Genomic DNA, 26625 nt, shown 5'->3' with positions numbered 1-26625 from the left:
CACCCGGCACGCCGCCCTGTCACGGTCGTCCCTCATGACTGAGGCGGGCGGCACCGCGTCGCCCCCGCTCGCGGAGATGAGTGAGACCCACACCGCGATCGTGTTCCTGGTCGGCGACCGCGCCTACAAGATCAAGAAACCGGTCGATCTGAAGTTCCTGGACTACACCACCGTGGAGGCCCGCCGGACCGCCTGCGAACACGAGGTCGCTCTCAACCGCCGCTTCGCCGAGGACGTCTACCTGGGCCTGGGAGAGATCCGCAGCCCGCAGACGAAAGCACCCGAGCCCATGGTCGTGATGCGCCGCATGCCGGCGGACCGCCGCCTGTCCCGGCTGGTACGCGAGGGGGCCGTCCTCGACGACATCCTCCGGGCCGTGGCCCGGCAGCTCGCCGCGCACCACACGAACGCGCCCCGCAGCCCGGAGGTGGACGAACAGGGCACCCGGGACGCGTTGTCCTTCCGGTGGGAGGCGAGCTTCGCACAGGTCCACGCCCTGGCCGATGATCTCACCCTCCCCGACGGCACGGACGAGGTCGAGCGGCTGGTGCGCCGCTATCTCGCCGGCCGCGAGCGACTGTTCGACACGCGCGTGGCGCAGGGACGGATCGTCGACGGGCACGGCGACCTGCGCGCCGAGGACGTCTTCTGCCTCGACGACGGCCCCCGCATCCTGGACTGCCTGGAGTTCGACGACCACCTCCGCCACCTCGACGGCCTCGACGACGCCGCCTTCCTCGCCATGGACCTGGAACAGCTCGGCGCCCCGAACGCCGCGGCGTACTTTCTCGCCCGGTACAGCCAGTACTCCGGCGACCCGGTGACCCCGTCCCTGTGGCACCACTACGTCGCCTACCGCGCGTTCGTCCGCGCCAAGGTCTCCCTGATCCAAGCACGCCAGGGCGTGCCCACCGCCGAGGCGACGTCCCGGCGACTGGTCACGGGAACGCTGCGTCATCTGCGCGCCTCCACCGTCGGTCTGACACTCGTCGGGGGACTTCCGGGCAGCGGGAAATCCACGCTCTCCGGGGCCCTGGCCGACCGTCTGGGGGTGACGCTGCTCAGCAGCGACCGCCTGCGCAAGGAACTGGCGGGTATCCCGGCCGAACAGTCCGCGGCGGCCGACTACGGTGAAGGGCTGTACGCACCGGAGTGGACCGCGAGGACCTACGCCGCCCTGCTGGACCGTGCGTCCACCCTGCTGTCCTCGGGCGAGTCCGTCGTCCTGGACGCCACCTGGTCGGACGCGGGACAACGCGAGGCCGCCCTGCGCGTGGCCGAACGCACCAGTGCAGACCTGGTGGCCCTGTACTGCCGGGTGCCCGGCGGCGTGTCAGCGGCCCGCCTCGCCTCCCGCACCCCCGGCGCGTCGGCATCCGATGCCGACCTCGCCGTTGCCACCGCCATGGCGGCCGAGGCGTCACCGTGGCCCGAGGCCGTGACGGTCGACACCAGTGGCCCCCTGGAGACCGCGGTCGTCCAGGCGTTGGCAGCCGTCCGCCCGTGGGACACCGGCCAGACCCCGGTCTTCCGTCGCCCCTACATGCTGCCGGACTGACGGGACACGGGGCGGCCCGGCTTTCCGCGTTGCCCGCAGGCCCTTCGAAGGCGACAGTGGAGTGAGGCAGTGAGGGAGTGAGCAACGATGCGAGGACTCGTCTATCACGGTCCTGCACAGACCTCTTGGGACACAGTCCCGGATCCCGCGATCGAGGAGGACACCGATGCGATCGTACGCGTCGACGCGACCACCATCTGCGGAAGTGATCTGCACATTCAGCGGGGAGACCTCCCCGAGGTCAAACCGGGTACGGTCCTCGGCCACGAGGCCGTCGGCGAAGTGGTGGAAGTCGGCCGCGGGGTGCACAACCGGCGGCCCGGACATCAGGTGATCGTGTCGTCCGTCTCGACCTGCGGACACTGTCCGATGTGCCGCGCCAGCATGTACGGACAGTGTCAGGGCGGCGGTGGATGGAGCCTGGGAAACATGATCAACGGGACGCAGGCCGAGTTCGTTCGCGTTCCCTTCGCCGACTCCTCCACGCACCGCCGGCCCTCCTCCCTCCCCCTGGGCGACGCGGTCCTGCTCGCCGAGCTCCTCCCCACCGCCTACGAGGTCGGGGTGCGCAACGGGCACGTGAGCCCGGGGGACACGGTCGTCGTGGTGGGCGCGGGCCCCGTGGGGCTCGCCGCGGTCATCATCGCCCGCCTCTACTCGCCTCGCCGGATCATCGCGGTGGACCTGTCCTCCTCCCGGCTGGAAGCCGCCGCACGCCTGGGTGCCGACGCCGCTGAACTGCCCGGGCGGTTGATCGCCGATCTGTCCGAGGGCCCGGGTGCCGACGTGGTCATCGAGGCCGCCGGCGATCCGGAGAGCTTCCTCCTGTCCACACGTGTCGTGCGCTCGGGAGGGCACATCGCCAACATCGGCATGCCCGGCAGCCCGGTCACGCTGCATCTGGAGGCTCTGTGGCGTAAGAACCTGACGATCAGTACCGGCCAGGTCGACACGTTCTCCACGCCGTGGCTGCTCGACCTCGTGACCTTCGGACGCATCTCGGTCTCCCCGCTCGTCACCCACGTCTTCGGTCTCGACCGGATGAAGGACGCGTACGAGGTCTTCTCCCGCGGCCCCGACACCGGAGCCCTCAAGGTCATGCTGAGCCGCGAGGCGAAGGCGCCGTCCCGGCAGCCGTATCCCTGATCTCCCCCGTCCTTCTTCCCGCCCCGGTCCAAGGGGACCCCACGCGCCGCCGCCACCGCGGTGGTGTTCCGCCCGGGCGCCACCACCGGCGACGCCCGCGCCCTGCCCATCGGCGCAGGACCGCACTTTCGTGCTCGCCCTGGTGTCCTGTTGCCCTGCCCGCAGGGAAGTCGCGTGGTGCCGGGTGCGCAAGCGGATGCCGCCGCGGCGGACCGGCCGGACGGGACGCGAGGGAGGGCGAGTACGCGGACCGGGCCCCGTGACCCCGCGCGGATGCCGTTGACGGGCCGACCGGCCCGAGCGGCCCTCCGCACTGTCGGACAATCTGGATGTACAGGGTTTTTCCGGCACCGTGCCGGAGCCCGGTAGAGAGCGGAGGAGTGGCATGAAGGGCTACGTTTTCCACGGTCCCGGACAGGCCTCGTGGGAGGAGGTCCCGGACCCGGGCCTCAAGGAGCCCACCGACGTGATCGTCCGCGTCGACGCGGTGACCATCTGCGGGACGGATCTGCACATCCTCAAGGGCGACGTGCCCGAGGTGCGGCCCGGCACCGTGCTGGGGCACGAGGCGGTCGGCGAGATCGTCGAGGTGGGCGGTGACGTGCACACGGTGCGTCCCGGGGACCGGGTGCTGCTCTCCTGCGTCAGTGCCTGCGGGCGGTGCCGCTACTGCCGGGAGGGCGTGTACGGCCAGTGCCGTGGAGGCGGAGGCTGGATTCTCGGTCACCTGGTCGACGGCACCCAGGCCGAATACGTCCGCGTCCCGTACGCCGACCTGTCCGTGCACCCGCTGCCCAGCGCGGTGGCCGGTCAGGACGCCGTGCTGCTGGCCGACATCTTCCCCACCGCCTACGAAGTGGGCGTCCTCAACGGGAAGGTGCGGCCCGGGGACACCGTGGTCGTCGTCGGGGCCGGTCCCATCGGACTGGCGGCCGTCGCGATGGCCCGTTTCTTCACGCCCGAGCGGATTGTCGCCGTGGACCTGACCACCTCCCGGCTGGAAGCCGCGAGGAGCCTGGGCGCAGACGCGGTGGCCGACGCCCGCGAGGAACCCGAGCAGCTGGTCGCCGACCTCACCGAAGGGCTCGGAGCGGATGTCGTCATCGAGGCGGTCGGCGTGCCGGAGACGTTCGAACAGTGCACGCGCATGGTGCGGCCCGGCGGACATGTGGCCAATGTCGGGGTGCACGGCAAGCCCGCGACCCTGCACCTGGAAGACCTGTGGATCAAGAACGTGACCATCACCACGGGGCTCGTCGACACCTACTCCACGCCGACCCTGCTGCGGATGGCGTCCGCCGGCCGGCTGCCGGCGTCACGGCTGGTCACTCACACCTTCCCGCTGGATCACATGGAGGAGGCCTACGGCGTCTTCGGCAACGCCGCCGAGACCGGTGCCCTCAAGATCGTGCTCGGCGGTCAACCGCACGATGTCGTCGCGGTACGGACGACCTGAGAGCGCCCGCGGAGCGGGCCCTCTCGGCTCCTCCCCGTGATGCTCGCACCGGCTTCGAGCCGTACGGCACGAAGCCGGGGCCCTTCGGCCCGTGCGGCGGCCTCCTCGCCGTGCCGGCGCTGATCGAGCGTTCTCGGCCTGCGGATGCGGCACGCCGGTGGCGTGACGCGGCGCAACGCACGGCCCCGGGGCTAGGCCAGGGACAGGAACAGCTTCTCCAGCCGGGCGCGCATCTGCTCGCTGTCCTCGCCGCTTCTGCGGCCGGACTCGATGTCGGTCACGCACTGCTGCAGACCGGTCGCGATGATGGCGAAACCGGCCCGGTCGAGTGCGCGGGAGGCGGCGGCGAGCTGGGTGACGACGTCCTCGCAGTCGCGGCCCTCCTCGATCATCCGGATCACACCGGAGATCTGCCCCTGCGCACGGCGCAAGCGGTTCAGTACGGACCTGAGGTCCGCGCCCTCGAGTTCCAGTTCCACGGCCACTCCTCGAAAAATACCCCTAGGGGTACTCTACGTCCCGGTTCGGGACGGTGTCGACCATCAAGGATCCCCCATGCCGTGACCGGCCCTCGCACCCCCGTCACCCCCGGAGCCCGCCGGGCGAGCGCCTCCGCAGCAGGGACGCCGGTGCTCCTCGGCCCGTCCTCGGCCTCCTCGCGCACCCGGCCTTCCGGCTGCGACGGGGCCGCCTTCCCGCGTACCACCAAGCCGCTCACGCTCCTCCTCGCGCCCGGACGGTCGTGGGCACCGGATTCCGGCCCGGTCAGACTGTGCTCCGGCGCACGGTCGTGTGGCGGTGGGCCCGGCCGACGACCTCCCGTCGTCGCGTGCAACCGTGGTCGTTTACCGCTGCGACGAGCCTCAGGGGGCCCTTCGGTCCGTGGTGTGGGTTATTGGGCCGCAGAATCCCGGGCGGCGAGGCGGCGAGGCGGCGAGGCGGCGAGGCGGCGAGGCGGCGAGGCGGCGAGGCGGTGAACTGGGGAGTGCCCGGTTTTCGCGGTGGAACGAGCCGGCAAGGGGCCGAGGCGAAAATGGAAACGCGCTGTGGGCGCACGGTCGACGTCACCCGTCTCGCGCCACGGGGACTGCCGACCCCCGTGGGACGCGGCGTCGTGAACACTTCTTGGGCACCCACGGCGAGGGCGCGCCCGGGGTTTCGCCGACGGCCGAGGAAGCCCGGGGCCCGGCCGGTCTGCTGCTGTCCCAGGCGGCCGCGGGGGACCCCCGAACCCGTGGGCCGGCCCGGAGTGGCCGAGGCGGCGCCGATCGGGGGTGACGCTCTCGGGATTCGGATCCGGGGCCATGCCCTGACCGTCGGCCAACCGCTGCCGGGCCGCGGAAGGGACACCGCGCCCACTCCCGACTCCCGTGGTGCTCTTCGTGGCGTCGGTGGCCTCCTGCGCGGCGCGCTACGCGGTCCGCTGTCTCGACCGCCACGGTGTGAACCGGGACGGCTTGTCCGTCCGGGCGGAGTTCGCCATGGCCGACGAGGGGCCGCCCCGGGTCGGCTCTCTCGCCTTGACCGTCCTGGCCCCCGCCCTGCCGCGGCAGCGGCTGGCCGCTCTGCGCGCGGTGGTCTCCCACTGCACGGTCACGAACACACTGGCGCAAGCGCCGGATGTGGTGCTGGAAGTACGGTGCGATGTCGACCGGGTGGCCGCCGGGACATGGAGGCTGGGGGCAGCTCGGCATGAGTACCGGTCACCGGCCGGACTCCTGTTCCGGACCGACCACGGTGACAGGGCAGGCCGCGTGCTGGGAGCAGCGCTGGCTGACCGAGCCCAGCATCGCCCGGGCGAAGCCGCCTCGGCCACGGCGCCCCACCACGAGGAGCTCGGCTCCTTGTGAGGCCTGGATCAGCACCTCCGACGGGTCGCCCTCGACGAGGCGTTCCCTCAGCCCCGGCGGATGCTCGCTCTGAAAGACGGTGCGCAACTCCTCCGCGAAGCGCTCCCGGGCCTGCCCCAGGTCGAACTCGGGATCGCTCACCGGCCCGCTCCAGCCCGTGGCGGACGGCGTGTCCCAGGCGTGGACCGCCTCCACGACACCGCCGATGGCACGGGCGTAACGGTCCGCCCACCGCAGAGCCGCGTGGGACGAAGACGATCCGTCCACGCCCACGACCACCCGAGGTGCCGGATCTGAGGACTGCATGGCCACCTCACTCAGCTGTCATTGTCTGCGCATCTCCACGCTGCCGGGAACGACGCCGACGCGCCAGTGGAGCTATCGGTCACGGTCGGTCGAGACGCTCCTGGGCGGACCGGCAGAACAGGTGGGGGAGTGGAAGCAAGGCCGGTCGGCATCCGTATCGAAGCGCACCCCGGGGACAGTACCCACCTGGTGCGGGCGAGCCCGGCCGCCCACGCCCGCCGTTCACCCCAATGGTGCGCCGGTGTCACCTGTCCACCCGGAGTTCCCCGGCGATGGCCGTCGCCCAGCCGTCGACGGCACGCCAGTCCCGGAAGTCGCCGTACCGGCCGCCCACCAGGTGAAACAGCAGACGTCCGGTACGGGGCAGCTGGTCCCCTTCGACAACACCGGAGAACAGGCGGTGGCTCCGGTACCCCAGGCCTGGCGGCAGGCCTTCCTCGATGGCCGGCAGCTCCTTGGCGGCCATACGGCGCCACGGCCCGCGCAGCGCCGCGGGCATCCCGACGCTGAAGATCCACACGGGACGGGGGGCGAGCACATCCAGGTTGTCCCGCACGAACTGCCGGGCCGGTGGCAGCCAGCCCTGTTCGTGTACGGCGCTGCCGAGGACGAACGAACAATAGGCGTCGGCGTCCTCCACCTCGGTCATGGGCCTTGCCTCGGCCCTCCGCCCCGCACGGCTCAGGACGGCGGCCGTCCTCTCGGCGATCGTCCGGGTGGAGCCGTGCACGGTCGCGTATCCGACGAGGACGTCCATGCGAACTCACCTTTCCGTCCCGGTGGGCGTGTTCCCCGGCCCCGCGGTGGCCCACGCCACGAGACCGGGGACCGCGGAGGCCGGGGCCCGGGGCGGAGTCATGCCGGCTCCGACGGTTCGCGACCGCCCTGGTCGAGCCGGAAGGGGGGGATACACATCGGTGAGCAGGGCCGCGTGGGCGGCCACGCGCAGTACCCAGCGGTTCAGCCCGAGCACCAGATCGAACAGACCGCGCGGGTAACGCCCGGTGGCGGCCAGGGAGACGCCGGCGAACAGGGTGAGCAGCCCGACGAGACCACCGCTGAACCAGCCCACACGGGCGCCGCCGAGAAAGAAGCCCAGGACCAGGTAGTGCGGGACGGCCAGGAGCCACCACTTCACCAGGACGAGGCCGCGGGAGAGCTCCCCGGGGTACGTCAGCTCCCAGCGCGCCGGATGGCCGGGGACGTCGGCGAGCGTGAACGGCGGATAGCGGTCGGTGCCCGGAGCACCGTAGGCGTAACAGGCCACTCGCCCATTCCACCGCAGTACACCGGTGGTGAAATCGAAGAGGGGTCTCGGGCAGCGGCCGGTGAAGAGAATCGCGAAGAACGCCGCCACGCTCGCCCCTGCGAAGGCCACCCACAGGAAGACCAGGACGACGTGGTGCGGGAGGGCGAGCACCCATTTGACCAGCCACAGCCAGCGGGACAGCGGTGTGTCGAGGACCGCGGTCAGCCGGGCGGGGTGGCCGGGCCGTGGCACCACGGGGGAGGCCGCCGAGGGCGTGGAGTGCGAGCTCATGGGGAACCGGTCCCTTCGGATGCCGTCGGACGCGCCGGCCTCACCGACGCGGAACGGGGCGGTGCCGTGGAACGGCGCCACGCCTCACCGCGGGTTCCGGGTCCGGCCCGGGTGCCCCGAGCGCGCGCGGTCGAAACGGCGGCGGAGGAAGGCGGAGCGGCAGGGCGATCACACGCCGTGCTGCCCGCGGCCCACGTCCTACCGGGAGAAGGGACGGGGACACGCGGCGTATCGAGGTCTTGATCCTCCAGTCCCGGGTACCTGCGGGTCGTGCAGGTGAACGACCACACCGAGGAGGAGACGATGAGCACGGTGAAGGAAGCGGTGGACGTCGAGGTTCCCGTCCACACCGCCTACAACCAGTGGACGCAGTTCGAGGAGTTCCCGACCTTCATGGAGGGCGTGGAGGAGGTGCGGCAGCTCGACGACCGGCACAACCACTGGGTCACCAGCATCGGCGGGGTGCGGCGCGAGTTCGACACCGAGATCGTCGACCAGCTGCGGGACGACCGGATCACCTGGCGCTCCGTCGACGGCGAGACACGGCAGCGGGGATCGGTCAGGTTCGAGCGGCTGGACGACACCCGCACCAGGGTCGAGCTCACCATGGAGATCGAGCCCTCCGGAGTGGCCGAGAAGGGCGCGGACATGCTCGGTGTCATCGACCGTCGGGTCAAGGGGGACCTGCACCGCTTCAAGGACTTCATCGAGGGCGGCGGTGGCGAGACGGGTGCCTGGCGCGGACGGATCCGGCCGGAGAATCCCGGTTCCACCCTCTGAGGGCCCGAGAGGCGCCCGGCAGGGGCGCCCCTGCGCTGTCATCGCCCGGCCGGCCGAGTCGCCCGGCCGGCCGGGCCGACGCCCGGCGATGTCACGTGATCAAGGTCACCAGCATGCCGATCAGCCCGATCGCCACCAGCGCCACCACGGCCATGATCAGAACCAGCGGCACCGGCCCCCAGCCCTTGCGCAATTCGGGCGGCTCCGGATGGGAGATGCCGTAGGTGCCTCCTTCGGCGGGTGGCGTCTCACCGGGTGGCGTCTCACCGGGTGGCGCAACGCCGCCCGGCTCGGTCCCCGGGGTTCGCCTCGGGTCGGGATCAGGAGTCGTCATGACGGACACTCCATTCGGGGCTCGGGTGAGGACGTGGGACGTGGCGTGTCACCGGTGGGGCCGAGCGGCGCCGGTGCCGCCGGACCCCGGCGTGACCGGACAGTCGCCGCACGCGTTCGCCGCCGCGGTGGCGGTGTTCGGACCGCCGCCCTCGGCCACCGCGCGTACCACCAGGTCGCGGTCACCGGCCTGCTGGGGCACGGAACCGTCCCTCTGCGGTGCGGACGGTGGATTCACCGCCGCCCGGCCCGAGTACCCGTAAACGACTGTTCCCCACGCTGTCGGCCACCCGGAAGCGGCGAGCTCGACGGCCCCGGCGTCGCACGGAGTTTCCGCCATCCGTGAAGACACTTCGGACCGGGCGCACCGCCCCCCGTTTCGCCCGGCCCGGACGGGGTAGGGCGGGCCAGATGAGGGTCAGCGTGGTGGACGCGGGGTCGCGCACAGTCCGTCTGGTGGTCGCGGACGTGAAGGGTGGCGTTCCGTTGCCGGTGCACACGGCGAAGTGGAAGCTGCGCCTGTCCGAACGGACCGAGGCGGACGGCACCATCGGTGACGGCGCACTGGAGCAGATGGCCGAGGCGGTGGCCGGGGCGGGGCGTACGGCGCGGCTTTGGAAGGCGGAGGAGCCGCTGGCGTTCGGCACCGCCATCGTGCGCAACGCACCCAACCGCGCCGAAGTACTGCGCTTCGTGCGTCGGGAGACCGGCATACCGATGTGCACACTCTCGGGGGAGACCGAGGCCGAACTGACGTTCCTGGCAGCTCGCCGGTGGCTGGGCTGGCGCGCCGGGCCACTGGTCCTTCTCGACATCGGGGGCGGTTCACTGGAGGTGGCCTTCGGCCGAGGCCGTCTCCCCGAGTTCGCCGCTTCCCTCCCGCTGGGCGCGGGGCGCCTGACCCGTGAGTTCTTCCACGTCGAGGACGCGCCCGCCGAGGCCGAGCTGAGAGCTCTCCGCCGCAGGGTTCGTCACGCGCTGCGGGACGTGGCGGCCCGGATCCGGTGGGAGCGCCCGACAACCGCCGTACTCACCTCCCGTACCTTCCAGCAACTGGCCCGGCTCTGCGGCGCCGCTCCCGGACGCCAAGGTCCGTTCAGTCACCGGAGCATGGAGCGCAGGGACCTTCGCGAGGCCATCGGTGTCCTCGCCGCGCTCCCGGTGGACGAACGCGCGCACCTGCCGGGCATCACCGCGCCCCGGGCCGCGCAGAGCCTGGCCGGAGCGGTGGTCGGCCACACCGCGATGAAAGTCATGGGGCTGCGCGAGGCCACGGTCTGTCCGTGGGCCATCCGCGAGGGTGTCATGCTGCGCTGCATCGAGGACGGCCCCGGCTGGTGGACGGAGATCGCCCAGGACTCCGACGCCTTCGCCGCGCAGAAGGACACTCTTCGCCTTGCCGCCGGTCCGCTGGCCGGCTGAGCCGGAAAGGACGCGCGGAACCCTCGGTGCGGCACCGCTCGGTCCGGCGGTGTGCGGCGAGCCCGTCTCCGGGCCCGCGCCCCGACGGTGGCGCGGGCCCGGCTCGCAGGGGCGGGGGCACCGGGGCAGGGCGTCGGATGCCTCCGGTGTGCGCGGCCGGGCGGGCCGGCTTCCCCTGCTTCCTCACGCGCACGAAGACCGTACGAGCACTCCGGTCGAGCGCTGCCGTGCCTGATGTCCGGGTGGAGGCGCCCGGGCAGGTCCGTCGGTCCGTCCGGGGCCTGACGTTCCACGTGCCCGTCCGGCCCGCCGGCGGCCGGAGCCTGCCCCGCCGCGCCTTCGCGGGCGGCGGCGACGCGCTGGCCGTGTCGTCCGCGCGGCCTCGGCGCCGTCCCCTTCCGCACGTGTGTCCGGCTCGCTCCTCCCGGGCGCAGGCAGGGGGCACAGCAGGCCCTCTCCTCTCCCGTCGCCTGTGTGCGGGCTGCTCCGAACCGGTGAGATGGGTGGGGCGGGACGTGGCCGTACGCCGAGATCGCGGTGATCGGTGCTTGTCTGGTCGTCTCGGCATCCAATCGCACAAGGAGTACCGTCGTGCCGTCACAGAACGCGGACATCTCGTACACCGTGCCCGGGATGAGCACCCAGGACAGCCGGCGCATCAGCGATTTGCTGCAGATGCGTCTGCACTCCCTCAACGACCTTCACCTGACGCTCAAGCACGTTCACTGGAACGTCGTGGGGCCGCACTTCATCGCCGTGCACGAGATGATCGACCCCCAGGTCGACAAGGTCCGTGCCATGACCGACGACCTCGCCGAGCGGATCTCCACACTCGGAGGCCAGCCCAACGGCACTCCGGGCGCACTGGTGGACCGGCGCACCTGGAACGACTACTCGATCGGCCGGGCGGAGGCGATCGAGCACCTCGGGGCCCTCGATCTGGTGTACACCGCCGTCATCAAGGACCACCGTGAGGCCATGCAGGCCACCGAGACGTCCGATCCTGTCACTCAGGACATGCTCATCGAACAGTTGCGAGGCCTGGAACTCTTCCAGTGGTTCGTCCGTGCGCACCTGGAGTCCAGTGGGGGCGAGCTCAGCACCCGCGGTGCCACCACGGAGACCGGCGCCGCAGGCCAGGCGGCGGAACAGGCGCGCAGCCAGCCGTGAGGGCCCCGGGGGCGGCACCGGCCGGCCCGGATCACGGGCTCCCGGGGTGCCGGCCGGACGTCAGCCGTTCCTGCCGGGCCGCTTCGCCGGCCGAGACCGCCTCAGCCACCGGACGACCACGGCCACGACGGAAACGGCCAGCACGAGACGAGCCGTCCGGGCGACGGCGTCCCCGGGGGCGCCGGTGCAGTGTTCGCATGCCGGTACCACGCGAAGTGTGCGGTCGGCCCCCGCGGGCGGTGGTGGGGCGGCCTCCCCCGCCAGGGACAACTCCTGCGTGATCCGTTGCCAGACCTGCTCCGGGCGGGCGGTCGGCAGGTCCGGCTCCTCGACGCTGCGTGCGGCTGCCACGACACGTGCCATCCGGTTCAGTTCCCTCCTGCACCGGACGCATACGGCAATGTGCCGCAGGGCGCTGACGTCGTCGCTCGAAACGCCGTTGCCCAGTGCCAGTTCCACCAGGTGCGTGGGCTCGACGTGGTCCACCACAACCTCCTGTTCCCTGTGTTCCGCCTTCTGTTGTCCCGCCCGTACCGGGCGGGAGTCCGCACGCGGATGCGTGCACCCGCTCATTCCCGGACCGGCTCCGCCGTGACGACCACGTTGGCCAGGTAGCCGCCCCGGTCGGGGACGAACGGGGGCGCGCAGGTGATGAGCGTGAGAACCGGGGAACCGGTCCGGCGGAAGACGGAGGACGGAAGGTCGCCCTTCGGCACCGTCGTGCGCGCGACGATCCGGTAGACGGCCGGTGCGGCCTCGGCACGGTGCACCTCCACGCGGTCCCCGGGCCGTACGCCGGAGAGTGCCGCGAACTCACCGAGGGTGCCCGAGTCGCTGTCCACGTGTCCGACGAGCACGGCTGAGCCCCGGGAGCTTCCGGGCGCCGGGCCGAAGCGGTACCACCCGGCCACGGTGGGATTCGAGGGGACCGCCAGCGTGCCCTGCCCCGTGACACCGACCGGCCGTACCGGGGCGTCGAGACCCACGTCGCGGACCAGGACGCGCCGGGGTGGCGGAAGCGGGCGCTCGGAGCGATGACCCGGATCCGGGTCCGTCGCGGTGGGGCCGGGGTGCTCGGCCGGCCCGGAGGCCCGGGCCGGCACCGCAGGCCCGAAGTCGGGCGAGGGAGCCGCCCGGTCCGACGGGGAGGCCGCCAGGGTGAGGACCCCCGCCAGCGCGGAGGCCGTCACCGTGAGACCGCCGAGTCTTCGTCCCTTCTCACCCACGCCGGCCCGCTGCCCGGCGTGCCATCAGGAAACCGCCGGTCAGTGTGATCATGCCGCCCGCGGCGGCCCAGGCCAGCCACTGGTCGGAGGAGTTCGCGGCGACGGCGGCGCCGTTGCCGCCCGCGTCGACGCCCTTCGGTGCCGATTCCATGCCGCTGAGCGTCTGGGTCGCCAGTGCCAGGTTCTCGTCCTCGGCGCTGCCCCAGGCGTAGACGATGCTGGTCGTGCCCTCCTCGAGGTCCAGGTCGGCCGGGCCGATCGCCACGGTGTCGGTGCCTGCCAGCACGACGTCGGCCGAAACGGTGCCGGAGTCGACCACGGTGGTGTCCTCCTTCGGGTTCTCCAGGCCCTGGAAGAGCGGCTGCTCGCCCGCCCGGACATCCACGGCAGGTGCGGCCGCGACATGGCGCACCGTCAGCCGTGTCTGGCCGGCGTCCACCTTCGAGACGTCGTTGACGAACGCCGTCAGCTGGGGCTCGCCGTCGGCGGAGAGGTGGGCCGCCACGGTGGCGTTCGCCCCGGCGGGGACCTCGATCTCCTTCTCGACGGCAGGGGTGCCGTCGGGGCCCTGTCCGGCCTCGAAGACCTGGATGTCGTAGGTGCCCGCGTCGAGGGCCTGCGGGTCGGTCACGGTGCCGGGCTCGAAGTCGCCGAGCAGCTCCTCACCGTTGACGTAGACGTCGGCGGTCAGGTCGGGAACGCCGTGGAAGACCGACACCATGGCCGGGTCTTGGGCGGAGGGGGCCGCCATGGCGGGTGCGGTGACGCCGAGGGCCAGAGCGCAGGCGCCGGCCGAGGCGGCGAGAGCGAGAGGGGTTCGGGAGGTCATGGGGATCGTCCCTTCGTCGAGGGGTTCCGCCGTTTTGCGGTGTCTCATCCGTGTTTCGTGCGCGGGTGCCGTCGTGGATGCGGGGGACGGGGAATTCCTGCGCGGCTACGCGGCGGACTCGTCGGAGAGACCCTGCTCCATCGCCTCGCGCAGCCGGTGCAGGCCACGTCGGGTGTGGCTCTTCACGGTGCCCAGGGGCATCCCGGTGCGCTCGGAGATCTGGACCTGGGTCAGATCTTCGTAGAACGCCATGCACAGAACCTCGCGCTGGTGGTGCGGCAGACGGGACAGGGCGTCGACCAGGAGGACCCGGTCCAGGACCTCGTCCGGGGCACTCGCCTCCTGGCGGCGCGAACCGGCGTCGTACGCCACCGAATCGATCACTGTGAGACGTTTCGTCCTGGCTGCCAGGGCGTCGACGATCTTCCGGCGTGTGATACCGACCAGCCAGGCGCCGAGCGGTCCCCTCTCCGGACGGAAGCCGGTCCGCCCGCGCCAGGCGCCGAGGAACACCTGCTGGGTGACGTCCTCGGCCTCGTGGGTGTCGCCGAGCGACCGGGTGGCCATGGTGTGGACGAGTGAGCCCCAGCGCAGGTAGACGGCTGCGAACGCGTTCTCGTCGGCGGCCCGCAGGCCACGGGCCAGTTCGTCCTCGTACGGGATCCTCTGCACGACCGGGGGGTGGTCATCGGTGGATCGCGTGTTCGTGCTCATGGCACGTTCCTCCTGCCGTGGAAGCAGTGCGGGACGCAAGGCCGCCTGCGGAGCGGACCCGGCGGGCGTGTGCCGTGACCACCGGGCGCGTACCGTCCAGTCTTGTAAGCCGAAACGACACACACAACATGCGTCGTTTGTGCGTCGTAAGGTGGTGGTGTGGGAGTGAACGAGAACGATGTCGATCAAGCAGAGGCGCGGCGCGAGGGCGGGCTGACCACCGGCGAGGTGGCGCGGCGTCTCGGGGTGGCACCCACCACGGTCCGGTCGTGGGACCGCCGCTACGGCCTCGGCCCCACCGCGCACACCGGTGGCCGGCACCGTCGCTGGACAGCAGGGGATCTGGCACGGCTGGAGCGGATGTGTGCCCTGACGGCGACCGGGGTGCCGCCCGCCGAGGCCGCCCGCCTGGCGCTCGGCGAGGCAGGTCCGGACACGGCTCCGCGTAAGGAGGAAGCCCTTCCCGTACCGCAGCCGGCGGCCCGCGTCGGCAGGAGGGCCGGCACCGGTCTGCGGCTGGGGGACGTGCGTCAGGAGTGCAGGGGGGTCGCCCGCGCGGCCCTGCGTCTCGACGCCGCCGCTCTCGACGAACTGCTGAGGGCCGTGATCGAGGAGCACGGCCTGGTCACGGCATGGACGGAGGTGATCACGCCCACGCTGCAGGCGGCCGGCCGCAAGTGGGAGATCTCCGGGGAGAGGTATGTCGAGGTCGAGCACTTCCTGTCCTGGCACGTCTCGGGCGCTCTCCGGCGCCACGCGCCGCCCCTGGCCGCCGCCCGGTCCGGTGCCACCACGGTGCTCGCCTGTGTGCCCGGGGAGAACCACACACTGCCCCTGGAGGTACTGGCGGCCGCACTGGCCGAACGCGGCCTTCCCGTGCGCATGTTCGGCGGCGCGCTGCCCGTCGAGTCACTCGTGACCGCCGTACGCAGGACCGGACCGGCCGCGGTGGGGCTGTGGGCGCAGTCCCGGACCACGGCGAGCCGACCGCTGGCCCAGCACGTCGCGGCGATCGAGTGGGGTGTGCGCGGAGCCCGCCGGAGGCCGCTCGTCCTGACACTCGGGCCCGGCTGGGCCGGGCAGACCGTCTCGGGATCGCCGCACCCGCCGGGCCTGGCGGAGGCTGTCGCGGCGGTGGAGTCGGTCGTGCTCAGGTGACGTGGCTCAGCCTGTCGGGTAGGTGATCGCGGTGGCGCCTGGCCTCATCGGACGGAACGTGCTCGGGTGGACTCCGTGAGCGTCCGGTCCGGGCGCCCGTGAACGACGCGCCGCGAACGACGCGTTCCGTGCCGAAGGGCGCGCCGCGGGCCGGATCCCCACCCCAGTCGTACAGAGGTTCGCGTCCAGGAAATCGAAGGACGTCGAAGGAAGAGGAACATGACCACTCAACACGGTCGGAGCCCTGACACGGTCGTCGTGGGAGCGGGTCTCGCCGGTCTGGCCTGTGCTCTGGACCTGTGCCGTGCCGGGCGGCGTGTGGCGCTGCTGGAGGCGTCCGACGGTGTGGGTGGCCGGATGCGCACGGACCGGCGCGAGGGTTTCCTGCTGGACCGGGGATTCCAGGTGTTCAACACCTCGTATCCGCAGGTGAAACGACGCCTGGACCTGCGGAGTCTGCGGCTGAGGCCGTTCACTCCGGGTATCATCGCGCACACTTCGACGGGGCCCGTGCACCTCTGCGACCCGACCCGGCGGCCGAAGGCGGCGGGGGCGCTGCTGCCCGGGAGGGCCCTGCCGGCTCGTGACCTGGCCGTGCTGGCCGCACTCACCGCGCGGGACGCCCTCCTGCCCGCCCGCTCCTTCAAACACCGTCCGGACCGCTCCACCGCCGCCGCCCTGAACCGCGCCGGGCTGTCGGCCGCGACGGTCACCGGGATCATGCGCCCGTTCCTGTCCGGCGTCTTCCTGGAGGACCGGATGGAGACCTCGGCGCGCTTCTTCCATCTGGTCTGGCGGAGCATGGTCAGGGGAACGCTCTGTCTGCCCGCCGACGGCATCGGCGCCGTACCCGCCCGACTGGCTGCCGCCCTCCCCGAGGGCGTGCTCCGGCTGGAGACGCCCGTCGCCGGGGTCACCGCCTCGGGGGTGCTCCTGACGGACGGCAGCGAACTGCCGGCCACGACCGTCGTGGTGGCGACGGAGGCCGCCGCCGCGGCCCGGCTGCTGCCGGGCCTGGCCGTGCCGGACGGCCGCACGGTCACCACGTACTACCACGTCGCAGCGCGCACCCCTCTGGCCGAGCCGACTCTGATCGTGGACGCCACCGGCGGGGTGCTGAACACCTGTGTGCTGACCGAGGTCGCTCCCACCTACGCGCCCTCCGGCACCGTGCTGGTCTCCAGCTCCGTACTGGGCGGGGACCGGCCCGGGGCGGGTGAGGCCGTGCTCCGGCGCCTGGCCGGGTTGTACGGCACGGACACGAGCGGCTGGCGCCGGATCGCCGGGTACACCGTCGAGGGGGCGTTGCCCGCGATGGAGCCGCCCTGGCCGCTGAGCCGCCCCACGCGGTTCGCCCCGGGCCGGTACGTCTGCGGAGACCACCGGGCGACCGGTTCGGTGCAGGGCGCGCTGGCCTCGGGCACGCGGGCCGCCCGGGAGGTGCTCCGCGCCCCGGCGCGCGGCTGACGGCCGTCCGGACCGTTTCCGCCGCATCCAGCGGCGGCCGGTCTGCGGAACACACGGGGGAGAAGCAGAGCTGGTGACCTGCACCTGCGATCGGGAGCGAGACGTGAACCTCAACGGCGCGCGCGTGCTGGTGGCCGGCGCCACCGGCGTCCTCGGCCAAGCCCTCACCGCGGAACTGGCCGGCAGGGGAGCGCGCCCGGCCCTCGCCGGTCGTGACCCGGCCCGCCTGGCCCGGGCGGCCCAGGCGTACCCGGATGCTCCGACCCTCCTGTTCGACGCCTACGACCCCGCGTCCTGCGCCCGCGCCGTCCATGGCGCAGCGGCCGAACTGGGCGGGCTGGACGCCGTCGTGACGGCCTTCGGATCGGTTGCCTTCGGCCGGGCGCAGGAGACCGGCGACGAAATCGCGGAGTATCTGATGGCGGTCAACGTCCTCGCCCCCGCCGCCTTCTTCCGCGCCGCGCTCGCCGTCATGGAACCCGGTTCGGTGATCGCCGCCGTCACCGGCGTGGTCGCGGAGCGCCCGCAGCCGGGTATGGCCGACTACAGCGCCTCCAAAGCAGCGCTGAGCGCCTGGCTCGGCGCTGCGCGCCGCGAGGCACGCAGCGCCGGCATCCGGGTCCTGGACATCCGGCCCGGCCATCTGGACACCGGCTTCGCGGACCGGTCCGTCGCGGGCACGGCCCCGCCGATGCCCGAAGGGGGCGACCCCCGCCGGGTCGTCGCAGCCGTCGCCGACGCGATGGAAGCGGACGCCGAGCTGCTGCGCACGGCTGCGGACGGGACACTCCTCGTCGAACGGCGCGCCCGGTGAACCCACCTACCGGCGCACCCGGTGAGACGTCCGACGTGGTCATCGTCGGCGGTGGCGCGTCCGGGCTCAGCCTCGCGCACCGGCTGGCGGCCACCGGTGCCCCCGCCACCGTCACCCTGGTGGAGGCACCGGAGGGTCCGCGCCGGCCCCCCGAGCGGACCTGGTGCTACTGGGATCAGGACACAGGCGACCACGACGAGGCGGTCAGCGCCTCCTGGTCCCTGCTGCGCGTCCACGGCGCCGACGGCGACGCGATCACCCTGAACCCCGCTCCGCTGCGCTACCGCATGCTCCGGTCCACGGAGTTCGAACGGCTGGTGCACTCCGCGCTGGCCCGTTCCCCCGGCGCGCGCGTCCTGCGCGCGACGGCGGACACGGTACGCAACACGGCCCACGGAGCGGAGGTCCGCTGCACGACCCCCGACGGCCGCACGCTGACACTGCGCGCCCGCCACGTGTTCGACTCCCGCCCGCGGCGCCCCCTGCCACCGGCCCGGACACAGCTGATGCAGCACTTCCGCGGCTGGTTCGTGCACACGGACGTGGACCGGTTCGATCCCGCGGTGGCCGACCTGATGGACTTCCGGGTACCGCAGCCGCGCCATGGGCTCGCCTTCGGCTACGTACTGCCGCTGGCGCCGAACCGGGCGCTCGTCGAGTACACCGAGTTCTCCCGCACCCCGCTGACCACGGAGGAGTACGACGCGGCGCTGGCCGACTACAGCCGCGACATCCTGAAGCTCGGTGCGCCCGCAGTGGAGTCGACGGAGCAGGGCGTCATTCCCATGACGGACGCGCGCTTCGCCCGCCGGGCCGGTCCCGCCGTCTTCCGGATCGGGACCGCGGGCGGCGCGACCCGCCCGGCGACCGGCTACACCTTCGCCGCCGTGCAGCGGCAGAGCCGGGCCATCGCCGCCGCCCTGCGCGACGGACAGGCGATCGCGCCCCCACCGCACGGGCGGCGGGCACTGGCCATGGACGCAATGCTGCTACGGGCCCTGGACACGGGCCGGATCGACGGCCCGGACTTCTTCACCGGCCTCTTCCGCCGCATCCCGCCGGAACGTCTGCTGCGGTTCCTGGACGGGGCCACCTCGTTTTGGGAGGAGTGGGGCATCGGCCTGCGCACCCCCGTCGGCCCCATGCTGCGGACCGCCGTCGAACTCCCCTTCCTGCCCCGCCGATCCCATCCCGACCCACGAACCGGAGACAGGCACCGATGACACTGCTGCGCGACCACGATCCGGCCCGCGCCTTCGACCACGCCTCGCACACCTACGACCGCCTCACGGCCCTCAACCCCGGTTACCGAACCGACCTCCTGCGTTCGGCGCGGCGGCTCCGCCTGCCCCGGGCCGGCGCCGGTCTGCACGTTCTCGACCTCGGTTGCGGCACCGGCGCCTCCACCCAGGCCCTGCTGCGGGCCTCGCCCCGCGCCCGGATCACGGCAGTCGACGCCTCGTCCGGCATGCTGCGGCGCGCACGGGCCAAACCCTGGCCGGCCCGAGTGCGCTTCCAGCACCTGACGGCCGAGGAGACGGCCAGGGAAGAGGAGGGGCCGTACGACGCGGTCTTCGCCGCCTACCTGTTTCGCAACGTCACCGACCCGGACGCCGTCCTGGCATCCGTCCGGTCCCTGCTGCGGCCGGGCGGCCGGCTCGCCGTCCACGAGTACAGCCTCAGCGGCTCGGCCGCCCACCGGGCTCTGTGGACGACCGTGTGCCAGGGGATGATCATCCCCGCGGGAGCGCTCAGCGGCAACGGCGCCCTCTACCGGCACCTGTGGCGAAGCGTCATCGACTTCGACACCGTCCCCGCCTTCACCGCACGTCTGACGTCCGCCGGGTTCACCGACGTGCGTGCCGCACCCGTCGCCGGGTGGCAGACCGGCATCGTGCACACCTTCCTGGCACGCAACGGTGTGGCCGCGGCGGCGGAGCACGCCCGGTGACCGGCCCCCGCCGCGCGGCTCGACGAGGGCGCGACCGCAAGGCCGAGATCATGATGCCCGCGCCGGGCCGGGCCCGGTTCGCCCCCGGCGACGCTCCGTCCGTGGCCGTGGCCGGGGGAGGTGTCGCCGGTCTCGCCGCGGCCACGCTGCTCGCCGAACGGGGTGCCCGCGTGACCCTCTACGAACGGGAGGACTCGCTCGGCGGCCGTCTCGCGGGCTGGAGCACCCGCCTCGCCGACGGTTCCGGGGTGACCATGAGCCGTGGCTTCCACGCCTTCTTCCGCCAGTACTACAACCTGCGTGGCCTCCTGCGACGGACCGATCCAGGTCTCGACCGTCTCCGGCCGCTGCCCGACTACCCGCTGCGGCACAGCGGCGGGCTGACCGACAGCTTCGCCCGCGTCCCGCGCACACCACCGTTCAGCGCCCTCGGGTTCGTCGCCCTCAGCCCCACCTTCGGCTGGCGCGACCTCGGCGCCATGGACGCACGGGCCGCGCTGCCCCTGCTCGACGTCCGGGTGCCCGAGGTCTACGAACGCTTCGACTCGATCAGCGCGACCCGTTTCCTGGAACGCGTCCGCTTCCCCGAAGCCGCGCACCATCTCGCGTTCGAGGTGTTCTCGCGCAGCTTCTTCGCCGACCCGCGCGAACTGTCCGCCGCGGAACTGCTGCTGATGTTCCACATCTACTTCCTCGGCTCCGCCGAGGGCCTGCTCTTCGACGTGCCGAGCGAACCCTTTCCCCAGGCCCTGTGGGACCCGCTCGGCGACTACCTCCAGCACCTCGGAGCCGACATCCGCACCGGTACACCCGTGCGCGGCGTCCACCCCCGCGACGGCGGGGGAGTCCAGGTGCGGACCGACACCGGTACCGGCCTGCACGAGGCGGCCGTTCTCGCCCTCGACCCCGGAGCGCTGAAGGGGGTCGTCGCGGCGTCACCCGGCCTGGGCACCCCCGCCTGGCGCGACGACGTCGCGGCCCTCGCCACCGCCCCGCCCTTCCTCGTCTCGCGGCTCTGGCTGGACCGGCCGGTCCGCACCGACCGCCCCGGGTTCCTCGGCACCAGCGGATACGACGGCCTCGACAACATCAGCGTCCTGGAACGCTACGAGGGCGAGGCCGCCCGCTGGGCCGCCCGGACCGGCGGCTCGGTGGTGGAACTGCACGCCTACGCCGTCGCCGCCGACGCGAAACCGGACACGGTGCAAAACCGCCTCCTCGACAGCCTGCGCCAGGTCTACCCGGAAACACGGAGCGCGCGGATCCTGGACGCCCGGCACGAGTGGCGTTCCGACTGCCCGCTCTTTCCGGTCGGCTCCTACGCCCGGCGGCCCACCGTGCTGACACCTCACCCCCGGGTGACCCTGGCCGGTGACGCGATCGGCTGCGACCTTCCGGTGGCCCTGATGGAACGCGCCGCCACCACCGGCTTCCTGGCGGCCGGCGCCCTTCTCGCCGACTGGGGTGTCCGGGGCCAGGTGCTGTGGACGGTGCCCCGGGCGGGCCGTTCACCCGCGCTGCGGGCGATCGGCGCGCTCGCCGGTACCTGAAGTCCGCGGCCACGGGCCCCGCCCCGGTACGGCGAGCGCGACGTCGCCGGAACACGGTGGCCGGCGCCCGGGTGGGCCCGGGCGCCGGCCACCGGCCGTGTTCACCCCGGGAAGCGCCCCGTGCCGCGGGGCGCGGCCCCGGGCCCGTCCCGCGGGGGGGGGGCCGGGGGGGGGGCCGGGCCCCCCCCCCCCGGCCGTGTTCACCCCGGGAAGCGCCCGGTGCCGCGCAGCGTCCAACGCCGCTCGGCATAGGCCAGATCGTCGCGCCACAACCGGGCGGCCGTCCGGCGCATCAGCGGGCGCAGCGCGGGCGCGGCGGCCCGTGCCAGTGCGAAGCCCCGCCGGTCCGAGGCGGCGACGACCGCCTCGATCACCGCGGTCCGCGGCCGCTCGTCCGCCTCGCCGGTCAGCGGCGTGGCATGCGTCTCCACCACGGACGTGGCCCCCTCGCCCTCGGTGATGCGCATGACGACGGTGCGCGGCTCCGGAGCGGTGAACTCCGCCCGGACCGGCACCACCAGACGGTCGGTCACCCGGAAGGAGACATCGACGACGAAGACGTCGTCCTCCTCCTCGCCCCGTGGCGGCCGGGCCACCGTCAGATCCACGAACGAGTAGGGATGGAACCAGGAACCGTGCCACGGGTCGAGCCGGTTGGCGACCACGTCCTGCGGTTCGCACCGCCCGACCGCGGTGAACACGGCGTCCACCGCGCTGCCCGCCACCGGCCGTACCGGCACGAAGGGGCGCTCCGACGGCTCTTCGCCGCCGACCGGGTCGAGGCGGACCCACACCAGTACGCCGTCGTCGTGCACCGGGTACGGATCCCAGCCGGCGAACGGCCCGCCGTCCAGGGCCAGTCCGTGCCAGTGACACACCAACTCCCCGCACACCACCCGGCTGTCCCGCAGGGGCGCACCGAGGTGCGGGCAGGCACCCGGCCCCGCTCGCAGTTCTCCCGTGTCCGACCGCCACACCACGACCTCGACGCCGCCCACCGTACGGCCGTACGGCGGACCACCGGAGCGCACGTCCCGGGAGGCACCCACGACGAACCAGTTGCCGGACGGACGGGCGGACGCCCGCTTCAGCGCGTCGGCGATCAGCGCCGGACGCGCCTTTCGCCAGGTCGGGGTCTGTGCCGCCCAGCGCGACCGGCGACGTCGCCGCAACGGTGGCGTCCAGCCGGCCCGGCCCGTTCGGTCGCTCACTGCACGGGTCCTTTCCTCCGGAGTGCCGCGTCGCCCGCCCGGGGCATCGCGCGGGAGGCGCGGGTGCGCCACCGCGCGCCGGCGATCTGTACGGCTCCTGCGGCGGCCGTCGCCGCACGACGCCCCCGCGACACCACCGCACGACGGTGCAGCACCGCGTACCCCTGATCCGCGATCGCGTCGAGGATGCCGCCGTAGAGCGTGAACGCGGTGCGGATGCAGGGGCGCGTCCGCGGGTCGAGCATGGCGATACCGGGTTCCGCCGCCCGGTACACCTTTCGCGTCATGGCCTCGGCGGCGACGAGTGCCGCGCGGATGCGCGGGTCGCGACGCCCGGTGCGGCGGCTCCACTCCAGCAGCGGACGGTCCACGCCGTGTGCGGCGAGCAGGTCCGCCGGCAGGTAGACGCGGCCCCGGTCCAGGTCCTCTCCCACGTCCCGCAGGAAGTTGGTGAGCTGGAACGCCTCCCCCAGGGCCGCCGCGTGCGGCGCCGCCTCCTCCCGGGGCACGACCGTGCCCAGCACCGGCAGCATCTGCAGCCCGATCACCGCGGCCGAGCCGTGCATGTAGGCCCGCAGGGCGCTGTAGGTCGGATAGTCCGTGACGTGCAGGTCACTGAGCATCGAGCCCAGGAAGTCGGCGAACAGCACGTGCTCGATGCCGTACCGGCCGGCGGTGTCGGCCACGGCACGGACCACGGGCTCGTCCCCGCCGCCGGTGCGCAGCCCGTGTGCCAGGTCGCCCTCCAGGCGCCGCAGCAGCCGGTCCCGTTCCTGTGGCGTCCGGCGCCCGTCGAGGTCGTCCACGATGTCGTCCGCCCAGCGGGCGAAGCCGTACAGCGCGTGCACTGCGGACCGGCGTTCCACGGGGAGAAGACGGGCGGCCAGGAAGTAGGTCCGGCCGTGCCGGGCGTTGAGCCGCCGGCACTCGGCGTAGGCGGTGCGCAGGGCGGGGTCGGTGATTCCGGCGGCGTCCAGTTCACGACGGGTCATGGGCGCCTTCCGGGGCCGGGGCCGAGGCCGAGGTGACGGCACGGGTGGGGCCCGGTGCCGGACGGGCGCGGGCGCCACCACGGTTTCGGAGGCCGCCGGTGACGCGTGCGGCGGCCAGCTTGCCGCTGATGAGCACCGTCGGCACGCCGACACCCGGGGTGGTGCCGCAGCCGGCCAGCACGACGTTCTCGAGGCCGCGCACCAGATTGCGCGGCCGGAACGGACCGGTCTGGGCGAAGGTGTGGGAGACCGAGAAGGGGCTGCCCGCCGCATGCCCCTGTGCCGCCCAGTCCAGCGGGGTCACCAGCATTTCCTCCTGGACACTGCCGGCGAACCCCTCCAGGCCCCGCCGCTCCAGCTCGGCGACCAGGCTGTCGCGGTAGCGCGGCCCCAGGTCCCGCCAGGCGGCGGCGGAGGGACCGACATCGGTGTTCGGGCAGGGAGCCAGGACGTAGTGCAGGTGCCTGCCGGACGGCGCCATGTCCGGATCGTGCGCCGTCGGCCGGGTGATCAGCAGGGACGGGTCGCTCATCACCTGCCCCCTGACGGTCAGCTCGTCGAAAGTACGTTCCCAGGCCGTACCGAAGGACAGGGTGTGGTGGGAGAGGCCGGGCCAGGTGCGGTCGGTCCCGGCGTGCAGGATCACGGCGGACGGTGAGTGACGCAGTCGTACCGGGCGGCGCGGGGCGCGTCCCAGCAGCCGGTGAGCAGCGGGCAGCTCGCAGGTCAGCACGACCGCGTCGCACGGGATCCGCTCGCCCGACGCGAGCCGCACGGCACGTACACGCCCGGCCGAGCGTTCCAGCGCGGTCGCTTCGGCCGACCAGCGGAACGCGGCACCCGCGCCGGCTGCCGCGTCCGCCATGCCGCGGGGCAGCGCGTGCATGCCGCCCTTGGGGAACCAGACGCCGGCCACGGTGTCCATGTAGGCGATCACCGCATAAGCGGCGAGAGCCCGTGCGGGCGCGACACCCGCGTACAGGGCCTGGAAGGAGAAGACCCGGCGCAGACGCTCGTCGGACAGGAAGCGGCCGATGCGCCTGTCCAGTCGTCCGAACCCGCCCAGCGCCGCCAGACGGGCCAGGTCCGGGTGCAGAAGCCGGAAGGGCGAGTCGAAGTTCGTGTCGATGAAGCGCCGCATCTGGGCCCGGTACAGCTGCTCCAGCCACTCCCGCAGCCCACGGTAGCCCGCCGCCTCGGCCGGCCCCGCGAACCGCCGTACCTCTGCCTCCATCGCCTCGCCGTCGGTGTGGACGTCGAGCGACGTTCCGTCCGCGAAACACGCCCGGTAAGCCGGGTGGAGCGCCATCAGCTCGACGTGGCGGGAGAGGCTGTCGCCCACGGCGGCGAAGGCCTCGTCGGCCAGGTGCGGCATGGTCAGCACCGTGGGGCCGGTGTCCACCTCGTAGCCGCCGAGGCGTACGCGGCCGGCCCGGCCGCCCGGTCCGGAGTCCCGTTCGACGACCGTCACCCTGCGGCCGGCGCCCAGCAGGTGCAGGGCACATGCGAGGCCGGACAGTCCTGCACCCACCACGACGACGTGATCCGTCGGCCCCGGTACCGTTCTCACGCGGCCTCCCCGGCACGCTCCAGCGCGATGCCCGAAGCCCGTGCGACCAGCGCGGTGAAGTCCCGCCTTACGGCGGCCTCGGCACCGGTTCTCGCGAAATGTCTCAGGCTCGTCGTCGCCAGCTCCGAGATCCTTCTCTCCACGGCGGCCCGCGCTCCGGTCCGTTCCAGCGCCGCCCGCATCCGTTCCACGCTCTCGTCCGACCGGGAGACCGCGCCGGGGGCGAGTGCTTCGGCGGCCCTCTCGTCACCAGAGGCACCGGCGAGCCCCAGACCGACCGCGAGCAGGTAGGTGAGCTTGCGCGTCCGCAGGTCGTCGCCGGCCGGCTTGCCCGTCAGGGCCGAGTCGCCGAAGGCGCCGAGGAGGTCGTCGCGGAGCTGGAAGGCCAGACCCGCACACCGCCCGGCGGAGCGCAGCGCGTCCAGGGCGTGGGCCTGCGCGCCGGCCAGGGACGCGCCCAGGGCCAGGGGGCGCTCCACCGTGTACAGGGCGCTCTTGAGCGTGGCGATGCTCAAGGCCTCGTCGACGCAGGACGACCCGGACGCCTGGGCGTGGATGTCCCGGTACTGTCCGGCGACCATCTCGCCGCGCATGGCCCGCCACTCGTGGTGCAGCCGCAGGCCGTGCGGGGAGCCGAGTGCCGTCTCGGTGAGCAGGTCGTCCGCCCAGGCCAGTGCCAGATCGCCGGCCAGCACCGCGGCGGAGGTCGCGAACGCCTCGGGCGAACCGTTCATGAGTGCGACGCGGTGCATGCGGGCGAGGTCCACGTGCACCGCCGGCGCGCCCCGGCGCAGCGATGACCCGTCCATCACGTCGTCGTGTATGAGAGCGCACGCCTGGACGAGTTCGAGGGCCGCGCCGGTGCGCAGTACCGCCGTTGCGTCGCCCGAACCGCCTGCGGCCCGCCACCCGCACCACGCGAACGCCGTACGCAGCCGCTTCCCGCCCCGCCGGACGAACGCGGTGACCCGGCCGGCGACATCGCGTGCGAAGACCGGATCCACGTCACGGGCCCGGCGCAGCCCTTCGTCGAGGACATGCCCGAGTTCCGCCTCGACGGCCTGGACGGCGTCGAGGGCGGAGAGCGGACCGCCGGCGGGCCCAACCGGTTCGGCCGCAGTGGGCCGCAGTTCAAGCATGCACAACCCCTTCTCACTCTCGGTCACCTGCACACCAGTGCTTCCGCGGAGTGCCCCGGTGCGGATGCGCTGATTCCTGCCCGGTGCGGAGCCTGTCCTGGATGACTGCCACTCCATTGGCGTAGTGATGGGGGCGTCCCCCGGCGGACGGCAGGGTTCCTGACGGCGGCTCACCCGGGCCACGCGGGGTCCCGGACGGCGCCGACGAAGCCGGTACGGCGCAATCCGGGGACGAAGTGCTCCAGGACGTTCGCCTTCACCGCGCCCAAGCCGGTGTCCGGGCGGGCCTGGCCGGCACCGTCCGTACCGGTGGTCTTCTCACTCATGGCTGCCTCCTCGGCGGCGGTGGAACCGTCGGCTCCTGCACCATCCGTCCCCCGAGGGCGCCCGCGTTTGCCACCGGTCGGTCGAAAAACCCTCGAAACGGTCATCCGCGCCGCGGA

The 26625-nt window shown here is 73.0% G+C and carries 26 protein-coding genes and 2 pseudogenes; 13 read left to right on the top strand and 15 right to left on the bottom strand.

The window, feature by feature from the left end; translation table 11 throughout:
- Positions 1–76: 76 nt before the first annotated feature.
- From ORI94_RS10910 to ORI94_RS10900, 3 genes are all read left to right on the top strand, one after another.
- Positions 77–1558, top strand: coding sequence for an AAA family ATPase (locus tag ORI94_RS10910; RefSeq protein ID WP_266074379.1), 1482 nt, complete (start codon positions 77–79; stop codon positions 1556–1558).
- An 87-nt stretch (positions 1559–1645) separates the two neighbouring features.
- Positions 1646–2704 carry an alcohol dehydrogenase catalytic domain-containing protein gene (locus ORI94_RS10905; RefSeq protein WP_266074271.1) on the top strand — a complete coding sequence of 353 codons (1059 nt, stop codon included), beginning with the start codon at positions 1646–1648 and terminating at the stop codon, positions 2702–2704.
- Between the two features lie 385 nt (positions 2705–3089).
- A complete protein-coding gene (locus tag ORI94_RS10900) occupies positions 3090–4160 on the top strand; it encodes a zinc-dependent alcohol dehydrogenase family protein (protein WP_266074270.1) in 1071 nt (356 codons plus the stop codon).
- Between the two features lie 191 nt (positions 4161–4351).
- Here ORI94_RS10900 and ORI94_RS10895 read toward each other — a convergent pair whose 3' ends face one another.
- Positions 4352–4639, bottom strand: coding sequence for a metal-sensitive transcriptional regulator (locus ORI94_RS10895; protein WP_266074269.1), 288 nt, complete (start codon positions 4637–4639; stop codon positions 4352–4354).
- A gap of 891 nt (positions 4640–5530) precedes the next feature.
- Between ORI94_RS10895 and ORI94_RS10890 the strand changes: the two are divergent.
- Positions 5531–5731, top strand: a pseudogene (locus ORI94_RS10890) (OsmC family peroxiredoxin); the annotation flags it as partial.
- 132 nt (positions 5732–5863) lie between these two features.
- Here the strand turns inward: ORI94_RS10890 and ORI94_RS10885 are convergent.
- From ORI94_RS10885 to ORI94_RS10875, 3 genes and pseudogenes are all read right to left on the bottom strand, one after another.
- Positions 5864–6316 (bottom strand): universal stress protein, encoded by a 453-nt coding sequence (locus ORI94_RS10885; protein WP_266074268.1) that lies wholly within the window; start codon positions 6314–6316, stop codon positions 5864–5866.
- A gap of 244 nt (positions 6317–6560) precedes the next feature.
- Positions 6561–7073, bottom strand: a complete 513-nt coding sequence (locus tag ORI94_RS10880) for a flavodoxin domain-containing protein (protein WP_266074267.1) — start codon at positions 7071–7073, stop codon at positions 6561–6563.
- 98 nt (positions 7074–7171) lie between these two features.
- Positions 7172–7856 (bottom strand): annotated as a pseudogene (locus ORI94_RS10875) (DUF4389 domain-containing protein).
- Between the two features lie 303 nt (positions 7857–8159).
- Here ORI94_RS10875 and ORI94_RS10870 point away from each other — a divergent pair.
- On the top strand, positions 8160–8636 hold the full coding sequence (locus ORI94_RS10870) for an SRPBCC family protein (RefSeq protein ID WP_042172575.1): 477 nt from the start codon (positions 8160–8162) through the stop codon (positions 8634–8636).
- A 91-nt stretch (positions 8637–8727) separates the two neighbouring features.
- On the opposite strand, the gene ORI94_RS10865 is transcribed toward ORI94_RS10870, so the two are convergent.
- Positions 8728–8970, bottom strand: a complete 243-nt coding sequence (locus ORI94_RS10865) for a DUF6480 family protein (RefSeq protein ID WP_266074266.1) — start codon at positions 8968–8970, stop codon at positions 8728–8730.
- Positions 8971–9018: 48 nt separating this feature from the next.
- On the bottom strand, positions 9019–9171 hold the full coding sequence (locus tag ORI94_RS10860; RefSeq protein WP_266074265.1) for a hypothetical protein: 153 nt from the start codon (positions 9169–9171) through the stop codon (positions 9019–9021).
- A gap of 209 nt (positions 9172–9380) precedes the next feature.
- On the opposite strand from ORI94_RS10860, the gene ORI94_RS10855 reads away from it, so the two are divergent.
- Entirely contained in the window at positions 9381–10391 is a 1011-nt protein-coding gene (locus ORI94_RS10855) for a Ppx/GppA family phosphatase (protein WP_266074264.1), read from the top strand.
- A gap of 591 nt (positions 10392–10982) precedes the next feature.
- Positions 10983–11561: a Dps family protein gene (locus tag ORI94_RS10850; RefSeq protein ID WP_266074263.1), complete on the top strand. Its 579-nt coding sequence runs from the start codon at positions 10983–10985 to the stop codon at positions 11559–11561.
- 60 nt (positions 11562–11621) lie between these two features.
- Here the strand turns inward: ORI94_RS10850 and ORI94_RS10845 are convergent, their stop codons facing one another.
- The 4 genes from ORI94_RS10845 to ORI94_RS10830 all read right to left on the bottom strand — a co-directional run bounded on the left by ORI94_RS10845 (position 11622) and on the right by ORI94_RS10830 (position 14330).
- A complete protein-coding gene (locus ORI94_RS10845; RefSeq protein WP_266074262.1) occupies positions 11622–12047 on the bottom strand; it encodes a hypothetical protein in 426 nt (141 codons plus the stop codon).
- Positions 12048–12130: 83 nt separating this feature from the next.
- Positions 12131–12787, bottom strand: a complete 657-nt coding sequence (locus tag ORI94_RS10840; RefSeq protein WP_266074261.1) for a class F sortase — start codon at positions 12785–12787, stop codon at positions 12131–12133.
- Positions 12780–13616, bottom strand: coding sequence for a DUF4397 domain-containing protein (locus tag ORI94_RS10835; protein ID WP_266074260.1), 837 nt, complete (start codon positions 13614–13616; stop codon positions 12780–12782). The genes ORI94_RS10840 and ORI94_RS10835 overlap by 8 nt, the downstream gene beginning before the upstream one ends.
- 105 nt (positions 13617–13721) lie before the next feature.
- On the bottom strand, positions 13722–14330 hold the full coding sequence (locus ORI94_RS10830; protein WP_266074259.1) for a sigma-70 family RNA polymerase sigma factor: 609 nt from the start codon (positions 14328–14330) through the stop codon (positions 13722–13724).
- A 165-nt stretch (positions 14331–14495) separates the two neighbouring features.
- Here ORI94_RS10830 and ORI94_RS10825 point away from each other — a divergent pair, with 165 nt between their 5' ends.
- From ORI94_RS10825 to ORI94_RS10800, 6 genes are all read left to right on the top strand, one after another.
- The gene (locus tag ORI94_RS10825) at positions 14496–15488 is read left to right on the top strand and encodes a MerR family transcriptional regulator (protein ID WP_266074258.1); all 993 of its coding nucleotides are present in this window, start codon (positions 14496–14498) and stop codon (positions 15486–15488) included.
- 219 nt (positions 15489–15707) lie between these two features.
- Positions 15708–16955 (top strand): NAD(P)/FAD-dependent oxidoreductase, encoded by a 1248-nt coding sequence (locus tag ORI94_RS10820; RefSeq protein ID WP_266074257.1) that lies wholly within the window; start codon positions 15708–15710, stop codon positions 16953–16955.
- A gap of 103 nt (positions 16956–17058) precedes the next feature.
- Complete coding sequence (locus ORI94_RS10815; protein WP_266074256.1) at positions 17059–17769, top strand: SDR family NAD(P)-dependent oxidoreductase; 711 nt, start codon at positions 17059–17061, stop codon at positions 17767–17769.
- Positions 17766–18992 carry a lycopene cyclase family protein gene (locus ORI94_RS10810; RefSeq protein WP_266074255.1) on the top strand — a complete coding sequence of 409 codons (1227 nt, stop codon included), beginning with the start codon at positions 17766–17768 and terminating at the stop codon, positions 18990–18992. Before ORI94_RS10815 ends, ORI94_RS10810 begins: the two co-directional genes overlap by 4 nt.
- Positions 18989–19720, top strand: coding sequence for a methyltransferase domain-containing protein (locus ORI94_RS10805; protein WP_266074254.1), 732 nt, complete (start codon positions 18989–18991; stop codon positions 19718–19720). Before ORI94_RS10810 ends, ORI94_RS10805 begins: the two co-directional genes overlap by 4 nt.
- A gap of 50 nt (positions 19721–19770) precedes the next feature.
- Entirely contained in the window at positions 19771–21270 is a 1500-nt protein-coding gene (locus tag ORI94_RS10800) for an NAD(P)/FAD-dependent oxidoreductase (protein WP_266074378.1), read from the top strand.
- A 200-nt stretch (positions 21271–21470) separates the two neighbouring features.
- Here the strand turns inward: ORI94_RS10800 and ORI94_RS10795 are convergent, their stop codons facing one another.
- The 5 genes from ORI94_RS10795 to ORI94_RS10775 all read right to left on the bottom strand — a co-directional run bounded on the left by ORI94_RS10795 (position 21471) and on the right by ORI94_RS10775 (position 26508).
- A complete protein-coding gene (locus ORI94_RS10795) occupies positions 21471–22481 on the bottom strand; it encodes a DUF5914 domain-containing protein (RefSeq protein WP_266074253.1) in 1011 nt (336 codons plus the stop codon).
- A complete protein-coding gene (locus ORI94_RS10790; RefSeq protein ID WP_266074251.1) occupies positions 22478–23473 on the bottom strand; it encodes a phytoene/squalene synthase family protein in 996 nt (331 codons plus the stop codon). The genes ORI94_RS10795 and ORI94_RS10790 overlap by 4 nt, the downstream gene beginning before the upstream one ends.
- Positions 23460–25043 carry a phytoene desaturase family protein gene (crtI, locus tag ORI94_RS10785; protein WP_266074249.1) on the bottom strand — a complete coding sequence of 528 codons (1584 nt, stop codon included), beginning with the start codon at positions 25041–25043 and terminating at the stop codon, positions 23460–23462. The genes ORI94_RS10790 and crtI overlap by 14 nt, the downstream gene beginning before the upstream one ends.
- Positions 25040–26182 carry a polyprenyl synthetase family protein gene (locus ORI94_RS10780; protein WP_266074247.1) on the bottom strand — a complete coding sequence of 381 codons (1143 nt, stop codon included), beginning with the start codon at positions 26180–26182 and terminating at the stop codon, positions 25040–25042. Before ORI94_RS10780 ends, crtI begins: the two co-directional genes overlap by 4 nt.
- A 170-nt stretch (positions 26183–26352) precedes the next feature.
- Entirely contained in the window at positions 26353–26508 is a 156-nt protein-coding gene (locus ORI94_RS10775; RefSeq protein ID WP_266074245.1) for a hypothetical protein, read from the bottom strand.
- Positions 26509–26625 lie beyond the last annotated feature (117 nt).

It is taken from the genome of Streptomyces sp. NEAU-W12 (genome assembly GCF_026242095.1).
Taxonomy (GTDB): Bacteria; Actinomycetota; Actinomycetes; order Streptomycetales; family Streptomycetaceae; genus Streptomyces.
Note: the sequence above shows the minus strand (reverse complement) of the source record. Positions and strands in the feature narration are given on the sequence as shown.